At 54.3% G+C, this 14,604-nt stretch carries 8 protein-coding genes; 3 read left to right on the top strand and 5 right to left on the bottom strand.

What is annotated here, in order from left to right; translation table 11 throughout:
* Positions 1-8: 8 nt before the first annotated feature.
* The gene (locus BUB13_RS03970; protein ID WP_139249303.1) at positions 9-467 is read right to left on the bottom strand and encodes a hypothetical protein; all 459 of its coding nucleotides are present in this window, start codon (positions 465-467) and stop codon (positions 9-11) included.
* A 677-nt stretch (positions 468-1,144) separates the two neighbouring features.
* On the opposite strand from BUB13_RS03970, the gene BUB13_RS03975 reads away from it, so the two are divergent.
* The 3 genes from BUB13_RS03975 to BUB13_RS03985 are packed head-to-tail and all read left to right on the top strand — an operon-like array spanning position 1,145 to position 3,540.
* Complete coding sequence (locus BUB13_RS03975) at positions 1,145-2,554, top strand: sensor histidine kinase (protein WP_072905821.1); 1,410 nt, start codon at positions 1,145-1,147, stop codon at positions 2,552-2,554.
* Between the two features lie 44 nt (positions 2,555-2,598).
* Positions 2,599-3,273 carry a response regulator gene (locus BUB13_RS03980; protein ID WP_072905823.1) on the top strand — a complete coding sequence of 225 codons (675 nt, stop codon included), beginning with the start codon at positions 2,599-2,601 and terminating at the stop codon, positions 3,271-3,273.
* 6 nt (positions 3,274-3,279) lie between these two features.
* Entirely contained in the window at positions 3,280-3,540 is a 261-nt protein-coding gene (locus BUB13_RS03985; RefSeq protein WP_072905825.1) for a hypothetical protein, read from the top strand.
* 123 nt (positions 3,541-3,663) lie between these two features.
* Here the strand turns inward: BUB13_RS03985 and BUB13_RS19120 are convergent, their stop codons facing one another.
* From BUB13_RS19120 to BUB13_RS04005, 4 genes are all read right to left on the bottom strand, one after another.
* On the bottom strand, positions 3,664-7,017 hold the full coding sequence (locus BUB13_RS19120; RefSeq protein WP_208610118.1) for a PKD domain-containing protein: 3,354 nt from the start codon (positions 7,015-7,017) through the stop codon (positions 3,664-3,666).
* Between the two features lie 53 nt (positions 7,018-7,070).
* Complete coding sequence (locus BUB13_RS03995) at positions 7,071-10,232, bottom strand: cytochrome c3 family protein (protein WP_072905841.1); 3,162 nt, start codon at positions 10,230-10,232, stop codon at positions 7,071-7,073.
* Between the two features lie 51 nt (positions 10,233-10,283).
* Positions 10,284-11,225 carry an NHL repeat-containing protein gene (locus BUB13_RS04000; protein ID WP_072905843.1) on the bottom strand — a complete coding sequence of 314 codons (942 nt, stop codon included), beginning with the start codon at positions 11,223-11,225 and terminating at the stop codon, positions 10,284-10,286.
* Between the two features lie 328 nt (positions 11,226-11,553).
* Positions 11,554-14,586 (bottom strand): PKD domain-containing protein, encoded by a 3,033-nt coding sequence (locus BUB13_RS04005; protein ID WP_072905845.1) that lies wholly within the window; start codon positions 14,584-14,586, stop codon positions 11,554-11,556.
* Positions 14,587-14,604: the final 18 nt, after the last annotated feature.

Here is a 14,604-nt window from a genome sequence, read left to right on the forward strand (position 1 = left end):
GAAGGCGGTCACCACTTACCTGCCATACCGAGGGACTGAGTCCATGGCTTACCAGCCTGGGAGCTTACGCCCGCGGTATCGATCAGCAAGTTGGCATCCTGCTGAACGTGGAAAGTATCGTTGTCCATGTCCTCGTAGCTGACCAGCGGAGTCGCAATCGGGGTGCCGGCCTTGTCGGTGACCAAGTAACCAGTACCGTCAAAACCAGGATAACCCATCATTTGCAGCATCGGGCTATCAGTACGGTACAGAGTACCGTTGTGGCAGTTACCACAGGTTTGCTTCGGGCTGTAAGGGAAACCCTTGTTTTCAGCATCCAGGCCAACCGGCATAACCGGGTAACCGAATTGCTCTGCAACTTCCTCATAAGTATAAAGAGGGATATCGGGGTGAGCGGCAAAGCCGGTTCCCGCACCCATAATCAACATGGTCACAGCAGCACTGACTGCCATAAACCACAAACTCACTCTATTCCTGCTCATTCCAAATTCCTTTCGTTAATCATTTCGTTTTCATCGGTCATGCATTCGATTCACACAACAAAGGTCGAACTTATGGAACCTCCTCCTTTCGGGAAAAGTGGAACCTTTTCGACTTGGCCGTATTGGGGGTACGAGCAAGGGGGAAGATTCCGATTTTGTTCTTCCAGCTTGATGCGCTGGAGAAATGAGCCGACCATTTCAAATAGCAAGGCAAAGACCAAAAAAACGCTTCTTCACCCCTCTTTTTTCACCCTGAGAGAAGCCACCCAAAACGCCCACATCCACCCAGGAACAACACATAAACAGCTGATAAAAAAGTGGTTTTCTCATTTATGAAAGTCTTTGCGAAATAGTTTTAGATATTATCTGACGCTTATTTTTTTCTTTTCCCTAGGTGACACCACCCAGCCACCCCAGACAAAAACCCCACACTTAGCTGGGGGCGAAAACGGATAAACTGGGGGATTGTTTTTAATGACGGAATCGGTCTCTATCGGGTATATCCCCGAAGCTTGGGTATATCCCCGAAACCACCTAAAATGGGTGGAATTACGAGAAAACGCGGCACATATAGAAAAATACGAATTTTAAAATCAAAGGCATGCCGTTTGCATGAATACAACCTCCAAAATTCATTAACAGCATTCACTGGCGGAGGCAGTATGGGCGAACGAATCAATGCCGATCTTTTCGAAACAATCGTCGGCAACCTGTCCCAAGGCATGTATGTAATACAGGACGATGAAGCGGTTTTTCTCAATCGGCACTTCGGTGAGATGTTCGGCTACGAATCTGTTACCGACCTGTTTGGGCACAATATGTTCAACGAGGTCTATCCGGATAAAAACAGTGTCGACCTGTTTAAGAAAATGCACGATGAGATGCTGACCAACAAGTCACCGCTGGTTTCCTGGGCACAGCCATCGGCCCGCTGCGACGGTACAGAATTCTGGTTGCAGGCAGAAGCACGCCTGATTGAAATCAATGGCCGACCGGCGATCCTCGGTACATTCGAAGACCAGACCGACTGTGCCTTCATGGCCGAGGCGATGGCAGTCTCGCAGCAGACGTTAAGACGCCTGCTCGATGCCATGGAAGACCGGGTCTATGTGGTCACCGATGAGTTTGAGGTCCTCTACGCCAACCGCAAGATGATTGAAACCAGCAATGCTGATCCAAAAGTAGACCCATGCCATAAAGTCTGCCGTGGCCTGCCAGAACCCTGCGAAGCCTGCACCATCGATGAGGTTTTCAAAACCGGCAAACCGATCCATAAAGAGTTCTTCAATGACTCGCAACAAGCTTGGTACTCAGCCATCGAATTGCCGATCCGCATGCCCGGAAATGACAAGCCGGCGAAGCTGGCTGTGGCCCGTGATATCACTGAGATGAAAGAAACCGAACAGCGAATTCGCGCTCTTTCCCACCGCCTGATCACCGCACAGGAAGATGAGCGCGCGGTTCTTTCCCGTGAATTGCACGACGATCTCGGCCAGCGCCTCAACGCCGCAAAAATCAGTGTCGAAACCATTGCTGAAGATTTAAAGGATATCCCGCCGGAATTACGAGATCAGATCGACCACCTTGCCGATATACTGCAGGGATCAATCGATTCCGTGCGCCGTCTTTCCGCTGGTCTGCGCCCCTCTTTCCTCGAACGCCTGGGCTTGGTCGAAACCTTGAGAGACCACTGCAGCAAGATCGGATCGCTGCACAATATCGAGATCGATTTCAAATCGGCTGGAATCAAAGAGCTGAAACTCGACAAAGATACCGAGATCAATCTTTACCGGATCGCCCAGGAAGCTCTGCATAATATCGTCAAGCATGCCGGGGCGACCCAGGCCAGTGTCCGCCTGATCGCATCACATCCGGTCCTGCGACTGCGTATTGCTGACAACGGCAAAGGCTTCGACACAAAGCCACATGTCAATAATCGCAACCAGAACACCAATCTCGGTCTGCTCGGTATCGCAGAGCGGGTCGACTTGTTGAAGGGAAATTTCGAGCTAAAATCTCAGCCAGGCGACGGCACTCGGCTGCTTATCGAAGTTCCCTGCGAACAACTGTGATAGAATGAGATTCAATTAACCGCAAAACAGAAAACAGAGGCCTTATGACCAAGAAAAACGTACTTATTGTTGACGATCATCCACTCTTCCGCGAGGGATTGAAGAGTTTGATCGACCGCAGCGAAAGCTACCAGACCGTTGGTGAAGCGGGCAGTGCCGAAGAAGCTCTGCAGATGGCCCAGGAGCTGAAGCCCGACCTGGTGACCATGGACATCTCCCTGCCGGAGAAAAGCGGGATTGAAGCAACCCGCGAAATCCGCAGCGAACTGCCGGACGCCAAACTGTTGATCGTCAGCATGCACCCGAAGTTCGAGTTCATTGCCGAAGCTTTCAAGGCGGGAGCACGCGGCTACGTGGTCAAGGAAGCGACCAGCGCCAAACTGATTCAGGCGATGGACGCGCTCTGCCGCGGCGAATTTTTCCTCGATGGCGGCGTCTCACTCGAGGTCATCACCAAGCTGATGAGCGAGCCGGAAACAGAGGCGACCATCGATGATGAAAACTACAGCCTGCTTTCACCGCGCGAGCAGGAGGTGATGCGCAAAGTTGTCGAAGGAGGCACCACTCGGAAGATCGCCGAAGAGTTGGGATTAAGCCCGAAGACAGTCGAGAACCACCGCGCCAACCTGATGAAGAAGCTCGGTGTGCACAACAAGATGGAGCTGGTCCGTTACGCCGTCAAACTTGGGCTGGTCGATGTCGATCAGTGGAAGGAGTAAAGGACAATGAGGGGGATCCTGCTTTTCTTTTTGGCCACCTGTCTCCTTGCGAGTTGCAGCTACACCTCTCAGGAAGAAATGCTCCAGAAGCGGATTGAAGAGGGAGCCTACGTCGTTTATTGGAAGAACAAGGAAACCGGCTTTCAGTGCCAGATCAAGGGGGTATACGACAAAGAGACGGCAGAAGACATCGCCGCAAGCAAACGTAACCTGAAACCTGAGAATGAATACTGGATAGAACAGGTTGCAATAGGCAGCAAACAATAATTACGATTCAATAACAACAGCCCCGAAGCAAAACTTCGGGGCTGTTGTTGTCTGGGCCTGCAATTCCCCTGCGGAGAGAGGACAAGGTAAAAGCATAACGCCCTGTAAAGCTAAATTTTCTGTTTACTTCATTATTCTCACTGTCTGTTGTTCCACCTCGACTCGCGTGCTGCCGTTGTAGACATAAACCGTCATCCGGTATTCGAAATAGTCCCCTTTGTCATATTTGGCGTATTGACGGAAAAGATGATCGACAGTCTTGTTCGAACCAGCTGGCAGGTTTTCGTAGAAGCGGTCTTTGGTTCCATCCCCCCAGATCACATACAGCATGGTACTCTCCGGCATGTTATTGAAGGTCACTTGAGCCGGAACGCCGACACCGTTATCAGCGTAAGTGATATAGGTGTCTGGAGCCGGAGCGACAACGGTCACCGGCAGGCTCGATTGAGCCAGTTTGCCTTCTTCATCCACGACACGTAATGTCACCAGCCAGGTACCGATCTTGTCAAAGGTCTTCTGCACCGACTCGCCTTCCAGCACTTCGCCTGCGGTATCGCTGACGATCCAGCTGTAGCTGAAGGTTCCTGCTGTATTCACTGAGGTATCAGCGCTGAGAGTGATAGTACTCCCAACCTCGATATCCTGGTTGCTGTTTATCGGCAGCATCTGAGAAATCGGATCAATACCGATTCCGGTCACCGCTGGGTCACCGAGGGTATTCAGGTAGGCAACCCAATCAGCACGTCCATCGTAACTGGTGCCGTTGGTTCCGAACCATTGCACATCGCGCCAGGCTGCTGTTTCCATCTGTAACTTGCCGGCCCATGCTTGTGCATGCAGCCGCACCTGGTAGCCGTTCTGGCCACTGATTGTAATGCCGCCGGTTCCGTTTGCCGTCACGACGAACTCGAAGTCACCGACAAATGAACCAAGATCGGTCAACAGTTCGGCAACACTGCCGACATCTGTCGCCACCAGACGGCTGCGGTTGACGACCGTCTGGCCACCATCGTTCGAAGCCTCGACCTTCAGCAACCAGCCCTGCTCGTTACCACTGAAATCGATCGCTGCCGCAGAGGAATAACTGGCGGCGAAAGCTGCCGGAGCCTTGAAATCATCTTCGTAAATCATCTCCGAACGTTCAATCGGACGTACGGTAAAGTAATCTTCCGGGGTGCCGTTGTTGTCACTATCAATCTGCGTTGCGACATTGGCGAATTCGATGGCGATCGAGCGGGCAGCCGACTTGTCGCGCAGCTTCGGATCGAAATCACTCGCCTGCGTCTGGCCGTTGACCATCACGTAAGGAACCCGGTCATCATCCCAGTAGAGGCTGCTTCCATCACCGAGGGGATTGATACCGCCGTTATAAAATTCAGCAGTTTCCGAATGGCAATCAGCACAGCCGCCGATGCCGAAGCTATCGGCAACCGGCGAAACATTGTGGTTCACTTTGAACGGCACACTGGCCAACGAGAACCTAGTATCCGGAGTCCCACTACCAACCCATCCGGCGACAAAGGAATTCAGGTTGCTCACCCGTTCGTTGATTTTCGCCGCTGTGACCTGACCGTTGTTATCGGCGGTCAATGATGTCCAGTCATTGCTCAGGTTGACCGACAGAATCTGGGTCGGTAGCAGAGGATCAAGTCCGGCTGGATTCCCGTCGAAGTTGACGTCGAAATCAGCATCGTTTCCATCACGCCAGAACATGGTCGTTACAACGTTATTGCGCTGTAGCCGCCCTAAGTACCAGGAGAGAGAACTGCGATCGGTCATGTTGTTGCGATCGACCCAGTCGTTGGTGTAATCGAAGAGGTGCCCGGCAGCATCATTCCCGGTCGCATCGACCATCGAGCCGCCTGTGTTCCAGCTTGCCGAGGATATTTTCCGCACATGACAGACAGTGCAATCCATCAGGGCGACATGGCTGATCTCGGGCACTCCCTGCATTTTCAGCGGATCCTGAACAACCTCTGCCATCAGCCCGGCGCGATCGTGGGCCGCGGTTGGATCGGGCGCACCGTAGGCCTGGCCACCATCTCCACCGCGCAAGTGACAACTTTCGCAATCCTTGAAAGCCGCGTCATCACTGGCGTTAAACACTTCGCTGAATGGCACGTCCCCTTTGGCTGGGTCATGCCCCATGGTGCCCTCACCCATCTTCGGATAATTGGCTGAGATCTGCATATCCCAGCCGTCCAGGGAAACGCCGTCGCTGCGTTGATGACAGCCGAGACAACCAAAATTAGTGTGGAAGGTGTGGCGGAAATCACCCTGCCAGTTGTCCCCCCGCTTTTTCCAGTCGACTGCGAACTCGTTGAAGTGGCAGAGTGCGCAGTTGTTCGTCAGCGGAGTGCGGTTGAGGCGCTGATCGAAAAAGGCCTGACTCAGAACCGGGCCGGTTTCGTTGATAAAATCAAGCCCGACAAGATTGTCGCCGTAAATAACCGTGGTGCCATAACCAGCTGGAGCACTGCCGCCGTCGGGCCACTGCAGGCCGTTATCGCTGGCGATCCCGGCCGCAATACTGCGACTGGCATCCAGCTTCCCTTTGCGCAGCGCTGCCTTGCGGGCGGCGTAATTGTAATCTTTCAGGTGGCAGACAAAACAGTCGACTTCCAAAACTCCGGTATTGGCGTAATCGATGTACTGGACTTCGCTTTTATCGCTGTCGCCATCGACATCGTAAATATCGATAAAATAGTTGAATGCGGTCACAGTCGCAGCATCGATCGGACCGCCAAGACCGTTGACATCATTGACAACAGTTTCCTGCACCGGCTCCATGCGAAAACCTTTCGGTTCCAGCACCGGGTTGCCGTCGGCGTCAAGCACAATCGCCTCACGGGTCGGCTTGGCGATGTCGCGCAGAGGCACCCGGGCAAACAGGTTTGTGTTCGGCACATATTCCATCGCCCCGCCGCCGACATGGCATTCGCCACAATCCATGATATTGCCGGGGACCGACATATCGACCTTATTACGGAATTCCGTCAGATCGGCATAGACCTTCGGCAACCAGCTGTTCGACTCAGCCTCGAGAAATTGCCCGCTGGCAGCATCGTAGTTTCCGGTTCCGGGGACTCCTTCGAACATCTGCGCCAGCTGGCGCACCGAGGGCGGATCCCAGTTGCCGAAGTGGCCCGGGGTCTGCAACCAGTTTTTGCCTTCCGGCACCGGGCCACTGACGAACTTATCCTGCGAATCGGGATTATGGTGTGCCCAACCGAAAAATTCGTTGGCCCCGGTCTGCGCATGAAATGAGTGCTGCTCGATGGCGTTGTAATCGTGACAGCTCTGACAAGTCTGCTTCATGCTGAAAGCCGGTGACGGCGTCCCCGGTACGGAAATCTCGATCCGGTTACCCTCAGCATCGAGCAGCGGCACCGGCATATGTGCTGCTGCCGGGAGTGCAGACAACAGCAACAGGGCCAAAAGACCAACGAGAATCTTTCGATAAGAGTACGTATTCATCAACCGCTCCTCCCTTGAAGCAGAATCCTCTTTTCGTTCATCAGCAAACATCATCATGGGCAGAATGGAGCATTGCCGCCCCCCTCCCAATCGTTTTCACCGAACGCCCGGCCGTGGCTGTGGCAGTTGTTACAGGCGTTGCAGTCCTGATGATAGAAGGTGTCTGCAGTCTGCCACTTGGCGTGACACTTGACGCAGAGCGAGGTCATGTCCGGCCCACTGCCACCGACCTCAACCGGCACAACAACCGGACCGGCGCTGCCGTAGGTCCAGACCGGTCCCAGCGTCGGATCGTCGCGGTTGCCATCATCGACAAAAGCAGAGCCATCGACATAATCACGGATCATGTAGGGGTTGCCGGTCGGGTTGGTCGCTGAGTAGGAACCGTGCGGATCGTGACAGCTGATACAGTCAAGCACGTAGCTCGGTGCCTGCGGATCCAGAACATAACCCGGCCAGCTCCGTTTCGACCCACCACCGTGAGCCGAATTACTCCAGCTGATACCGATCCACCAGGGATCGCGATTGTAACCGTTGCAGGAGTCGATGCCGGCCAGTGACGGGCAATCATTACCGATACAGGGGTCAGTCCCGGTACAGTCGCCGCCATCGTAATCAAACTCGGCACAGTTGAAATCGACCCCATAAGCGCCGTCATCACAATAGGTTCCATCGCCGATCCAGCTGGCGTACTGGGCTTCGTCGATGCATTGATCGTTGCAGTCGTAGATCATCCCGGTACCACAACTGGTGCCTGGCGTATTTACCGGATCAACAACCGGGGTGTAGAAAGTGTGCTGTTCGACTCCCGTCGGCATATCGTAATTGAGCGGGTCACTGCCGCCATCATGACAGGCAAGGCAGAAATCATTACTGGTCCCGCTCCAGGCAACCAACGTGTTGTCGGGATCGGCCACCGGCTGAGACGCTGCAGAGGTGTGAGCACCGTGACAATCGAGGCACTCAATCTTCGAACTGCCGAAAGCCTGATCGGCATCGCTGATGTCGTGATGACTGTTGCTCGGACGCTGGCTGCCTTCGGAACCGAAGCAGATATCGCCATAGAATTCGTTCCACTGCAGGCTACCAAGGAACTTGCTGGCAACATCTGGAGGGACATTACCGTTACCGAAAGGATTGAGTGCGCTGGCCAGCCGCGCCGCGCCGTTGGCATCGTGGCAGTTGGCACAGAAATTCGACAGGTCAGGATCGCTGGTCAGATCGCTCGGCTGAACAAAACTGTACAATGCTCCACTGTCCGGATCGACCAGCTCGACGTATCCATTCATGTGGGTCGCCGTGCTGTGGCAAACCAGGCAGGTATCGTCGTTCAGCTCGTTACCATAGTGGGCATGGGCGTTACTCAGGGGGAACTCCGCCATCATCCCGCGGCGACCTCCAACCGGCACTCCATCACCATTATCCTGTGGCCCGGCGTGGCAATCAACGCAACCACCTGCTGGCGCGAAGGCCTGATTTGGCGCGTCATCCACCGAGTGTGGGTGACAGGTTGTACAGACAGAGCCGGCATTATGCCCATCACCGGAATTCGAGGTGTAATGGTCCGCCCCGTTGTGACAGACATTACAGATGCCGTCATAAGGTGCGCTCGATTTCGCAAAATCGGTTCCTGTGGAGTTGCTGGTAAAAACAACCGGAGCTGTCTGAACCGGCAGACCGAAATCATCGGAACGGGTTGCCAGCAGGTCCTGCACCATAACGATATTGCTGTCACCATGCGGATCGTGGCAGTCCCAGCAGAAACGCCCTCCCTTATCGCTATTGCCATGCTTGCTGCCGTAGTGATAGCTGTCGGCCTTGCTGGAGCCATTCACGAGGGGTACCGGGCCGCTGCCATCCGGATCAAAACCTGTGGAGCCGGTCTTGTGACAACTCCAGCAGACACCGTTCGGACCATCGGGACCCGTGGTGTTCGCCAAGCGGAAAGGGTTGGTAGGGTCGTCGTGGCCGGCTTCGCCATGACAGTAGTAGCAGGAATCAAAGCCTGCCCCACCGTGGCCGGTGGCGTTCCACTGCGCCTGGTCCACCTGCGCGGTGGTCCCGTTACCGAAAACGTAATCATCGACATCTCCGGAACCAAGGTGGCAGCCGGAGCAGCCGGTTCCTTCGAAACTGTAGATCGCCCCAGATTCGTTGTGGGCGTGGCATTCGGTACAGATATCGCTACTGGAATGGCCAATGATATCTTTGGCGTCGCCGTGGCACTTCTCACAGTAACCGTCCGCCGTTCCATCGACCCCATCGTTCCAGAGGCTGTGCTTCTGAGCATCATCGATAGCGGCGCTGCCGCTGTAATCCAACCCGGTCACAGTGCCGTAGCTGGAGGTCGTCACACTGGCACGCAACACATAGTAATTGGGATTACCAGCATTAAATGCATGGCCGGAATGGCAGCTCAAGCAGCCGATCTGTTCGCCGCTGCCGTCACCATGATGTCTATAGGTGTGGCAGGCCTGGCAAAGCGCCGATGGTTGGTCTCCCTGGGCACCATCAGCTCTCAGCAGCCGTCCATCCCCGGCACTTTGCACCGCACCGGCGATATCGGCTGTTGCCGAATCGGAATCGACAAAATGAGCGGCATGACAGGAAGAACAACCGACGCCCCCATCTACCAGAGCGATTGAACCCTGGCCACCACCGTTATTCGGTGTCGTCAGGTAGCTATCCGGTTGTGGCACGGCCACGGCAGCATAATCCGCCACCAGCGGATGAGTCCCCAACGCATGACTGACCGGCCCCGCCCAGGCACTGTGACACTCACGGCAAACCGATTCCACGCTGCCGAGCCGTAACAGGTTCTGGTTATCGCTCGCCCCGTGGGGGTCATGGCAACGAGAGCAAGTCACCAGGCCCCGACTGACCGAGTAGCGGCCATAAAATTCCGGGCTGGTCGGAGCATTTGCCCCGGCAGCTGAATTATCTTCCGCCGCAGCCCACATATGAGAATTCTGCAAACCGGGAGTCACCCCGACGGGATAACTGCTGAACAGGTTACTGGCATCGGACACCGCGATTTTATCGTTATGGCACTGTAGGCAGACGTTGGTTGTGGCATGCCCAAGTTCAGTAAAGCTGATATCCGGTTTATGACAATCCTCACAGGAAAAGTCGTGCACCGGCCTCGCGAAAGCAGCTAAAGGAAGCAACACCCCGCACGCTAGCAACAGGATGCATTTTAGTGTCCGTATTTTCATGACAACCCCTTCTCTTGCCTCTGATATCTCAAACGAAAAATCGTTAAACCCCTATCGCCTCGCCTGTGGCAATACCTGTACGGCACCATCGACCCCCAGAATGAAAACTTCCTGGCCGCTGCCAACAAACAAGCGACTGGTCGCAGGGTCGAATGCCAACGAAGAGTGACCAACCAGCCGTTTATCGAACGGGCCGAACTGGTCGTAGGTCAAAGCACCACCGGTCCGTGGATCGAGGGTCCTGATCTCATTCTTTTCGCCATCAAGAACATAAACTCGCCCCTGATGATCAAAGGTCAAAGCTGAAAAGCTGCCGATCGGCTCCTGTCCGAAACCTGTAGAGCCGGGAATCTCCCGCAAGAACTGGCCAGCAAGATCATAAACGACAATTTTGGGGCCGGGGGTTACGCCTTTAGCCAGGTTGTCAGCCACCCAGACTTCACCGGCCGACAGGTTAATCGCCATGGCCGAGAGAAATCCGAGTTGCCCCAGATCTTCCCCAGGGCCAGCAAATTCACTCTGAAATTCGCCTGCCGGATTATAGATCCGCACCTTGCGTGAACCGCTGTCAGCGACGTAAATGTAACCGCGATCATCCAGCTCGAGGCCAGTGACCCAGTCGAATTCGTTTTCTTCAGCACCGAGGCGACCCGTGACCTCTCCAGAGTAACCATCAATCGTCAGAACACTTTTTCCCGCTGCGGCATAAACAATGTTCCCCATCGGGGAAACAGCAACCCCACCCTCACCTATCTGCAGAGGGGTAAAATGCTCCAGTTTTCGTCCGTAAATATCGAATTTGGATATTGTTTGCAGGCGTGCCTTGGAAAGAAAGAGGTTCCCCGCATTATCAACGGTAACACCCGTTGTCAGGGATTCACAGCTGCGCAGTTTCCCCTGCGCCTGAAGCTGCGGAGCTCCTGCGAAGACTGGGGCAGGCATCATTTGCACAAGCAACAGGCAAACTAACAACGCGACGACAAATCTGTTCATATCCGGAGCCTCCTTTAGTCGCATAACTTTTCATTTTCTACTGTAATTTTAGTGGATTAAACTCCCCCGATTAAATGAACAGCAAAGTCCGTTCCAGACTGGACTCATTACCGTATCTTATGTCCCTATCAGCAAATCTATTGAAAATACTGTCCTTCATGTCGGCAGCAGCTAGAATTCCATCTGTCTTGAAATCGCAATCTGGGCATTTAACCGGGCATATCCCCACCCCGCTTGCGCAAATCACCAGAACGCTTCCTCAAAAACAACGGGCCCGAAGGAAATCCTTCGGGCCCGGCGGTTAGGGGTTAGGTATCAATCCTGTCAATTAAGGAGCAATGAACAGATACTCACGGTTGATGTCTATGCGGGCACCGCCGTTGTACACATAAACAGTCGACAGGTATCTGTAATCAGGACCAACAAAGTACCGACTGGAAGCACTGAAGGTATGGTCAACATCTACGCTGGCCGGAGAACCGGTTGGGTAGACTTTCTCACGTGAACCATCACCCCAGATGATGTACAGCATTGTGTAGGTTGCCGGCAGGTTGCTGAAGCGTACAGTATTACCAGTGCCGGCCGGGTTACTGGTTACGACTGCGATGTCAGCAGCCGGAGCCGGTGCAGTCACCTGAACCTGAACGGCATCTTGATGGATATCGCCGTAAGCGTCTTCAACACGCAGGTTACAGGTGTAAGTACCGACAGTATCGAAGGTCTTCTCAATACTTGCGCCTTCATAGACAGTGTCGGCAAGGTCGTTACAGATCCAGCTGTAGCTGATACTCGGAACACCAGCATTGACCACTTCGTTCGCTGCCAAAGTGACAGGAACGCTGACTTCTGCGACAAGATCAGCACCTGCATCGGCAACGCCGTGAGCAGGCAGATCGTTCTCATCAATGCCGTCCAGGTAAGCAACCCATTCGCTACGACCGTTAGCGACAGTGCCGTCAACACCAATCCACGGAGTTGCCTTGTAAGCTGCGTTGCTCAGGGCGAAGCTGGCAGAGTTGTCGATGCCACCCTGCAAACGAACGTTGTAGCCAGGCTCTGCAGTGATCTTGATGCCATCACCAGCAGTATTCAAGGCAACAACAAAACCGAAAGTACCATCCTTGAACTGGCTGCTGATCTGACCCATCAGGCCAGCCATATCGGTGACGTCAGTACCAACCGACTTGGTGTAGGTTGCGACCGAACCGTCGGACTCATCCTCAACCTCGACCATCAGCAGCCAACCTTTTTCGTAACCGCTCAGGTCGATAGTGCCACCTTCATACTCATCGGCAAAATCAGCTTTGCCCATGAAGGCTGCTTCGTACATGTTCTCGCTACGCTCGACCGGGCGGGTGGTCAGAGCAGCAACTTCAGGAGTAACGGCATTGCCATCATCATCCCAGGTGGTCGGAGTGTTGGAAATCTGGATCGCGATGGTGCGAACACCGAACTTGTCCATCTGTCCCGGATGCCAGTCGGTCGGCTGTGAGAAGCCGTTGACCTTGGTGAACGGAACCCGCTGGCTGGTGCTGGCACCATAGACCATCGTGTTGTTGTCGCCGGTGGTGTCGATGGAGCCGTTGTAGAAGTTGGCACCGGCATCGTGGCAGTCGGTACAACCGTTGATGCCCCAGGACAGCTCGATCGGGGAGACACCGTGGTTGTTCATGAAGTTAACATGGAAGATCGAGAACTTGGTCTTGGCGGTACCGGCAGCAACGCCAGCCTTGTTTTCGATGTAGGAGTTAAAGGCAGTAATCCGCTCACCGAAATCGGCCGGAGTCACGTCGCCATGATGGTCTTCGGTAATCGAAGCCCAGCCGTTATCTTCGTTAACAGCCAGAACGTCGGTCATCAACAAGGCATCCATGCCGTGCGGACGGCCGTCAAAGTTGGCATCGAGAGCCGGAGTGTCGTTCTTATCGCGCCAGAACATGGTAGCCGACGAGGAGACGCGGTGGATCTTGCCTTTGTACCATGCCAGCGAAGTGTTGTCGGTCATGTTCTGCTTCATGACGTACGGATTCTCATGATCGGTCAGACGGTTTGCAGCGTCTTTGCCGGTCGCATCAATCAACGGGTTACCAGTGTTGCCCCAATCGTAGGAGTTCGCTTTACGGGTGTGGCAAGCGGTACAATGCATCATGTCGATGTGACTGATTTTGGCAACGCCGTCAGCGGTGTTACCCTGAGCGATCTTGGCGGTCAGGCCGGCAGCAGCGTGGGACATGGTCGGATTCGGTGCGCCATATTCGCGACCACCGGCACCATTGATGTGACAGTCCTGGCACTGCTTGAAAGCAGCCTTGTCGTTCTTGTTGTACAGACCGCTATACTGGGAATCGCCTTTTGCCGGATCGTGACCGAGCAGCCCATCGCCCATTTCCGGATAAGGTCCACCCCAAACAGAGGTGTACTCAGCGGCCGGGTTGGCAGTCACGCCATCCGGGAGCAGATTCGGTTCGTTTGGATCATCCGGCTGCAGAGCGGTCGGCTTACGCTCGTGACAGCCCATGCAACCGAAGTTGTAATGCACTTCATACTGGAAGTCATACTGGCCATTCGGCGCCCAGTGATCACCACGCTTCTTCCAGTCAACCGAAAACTCGTTCATGTGGCAGAAGGAACAGTTGGTGGAATCAGGAGTCGGGGCAACATTCTCGTCCATCCAGGCCTTGGGAATACGCAGGTTACCGTTGCCGTCAATAATAAACTGGCTCATATCATAGACAACAGTGGTACCGTATCCGGCCGGAGGAGCAGCTCCGTCAGCCCAGGTCAGGCCATTATCAGTTCCGAGGCCGGCACCGATAGCACGGCTTGCATCGATCTTGGCGTCGCGCAGAGCCTCACGGCGTTCGTCGTACTTGTAACCGGGCAGGTGACACAACAGGCAGTCCATTTCCATGACACCAGTTTTGATGTAATCCATGTGCAGGGCTTCAGTTTTGTCACCATCGTTATCGACATCGTAGGTATCGATAAAATAGTTGAAAGCAGTATAGTCGGCTGCGGTGATCGGATTTGCTACCAGCGGATCACCACCGAAACCATAAAAACCAGTTGTGGAAATAGTACGCAGAGAAACGCGGCTTTCATAATCATTGGTCTGCGGCAGGGTATCTTTGTACGGGATGTACTCCATCATGCCACCACCAACGTGGCACTCACCGCAATCCATCATGTTGCCGGCCAGAGACAGGTCAACCTTCTTCAGGAACTCTGCTTCTGAACCGTAATCAAAGGGGACATACCAGTAAGTGGTAGCCGGATCCCGAGTCGAATCGACTTCGTCGAACTTACCTGCAGCAGCGTTGTAAGCAGAAGTACCGGATGCGCCTTCAAAAAGTCTCGCCAACTGGCGACCAGAAGGCGG

The sequence above is a fragment of the Malonomonas rubra DSM 5091 genome (genome assembly GCF_900142125.1).
GTDB lineage: Bacteria > Desulfobacterota > Desulfuromonadia > Desulfuromonadales > Geopsychrobacteraceae > Malonomonas > Malonomonas rubra.

What these genes read in the sequence shown, in the direction of transcription:
- BUB13_RS03975 (WP_072905821.1), top strand. Translation starts at nt 1,145, where the DNA reads ATGGGCGAACGAATCAATGCCGATCTTTTCGAAACAATCGTCGGCAAC.
- BUB13_RS04000 (WP_072905843.1), bottom strand. Translation starts at nt 11,225, where the DNA reads ATGAACAGATTTGTCGTCGCGTTGTTAGTTTGCCTGTTGCTTGTGCAA.
- BUB13_RS03980 (WP_072905823.1), top strand. Translation starts at nt 2,599, where the DNA reads ATGACCAAGAAAAACGTACTTATTGTTGACGATCATCCACTCTTCCGC.
- BUB13_RS03995 (WP_072905841.1), bottom strand. Translation starts at nt 10,232, where the DNA reads ATGAAAATACGGACACTAAAATGCATCCTGTTGCTAGCGTGCGGGGTG.
- BUB13_RS03985 (WP_072905825.1), top strand. Translation starts at nt 3,280, where the DNA reads ATGAGGGGGATCCTGCTTTTCTTTTTGGCCACCTGTCTCCTTGCGAGT.
- BUB13_RS19120 (WP_208610118.1), bottom strand. Translation starts at nt 7,017, where the DNA reads ATGAATACGTACTCTTATCGAAAGATTCTCGTTGGTCTTTTGGCCCTG.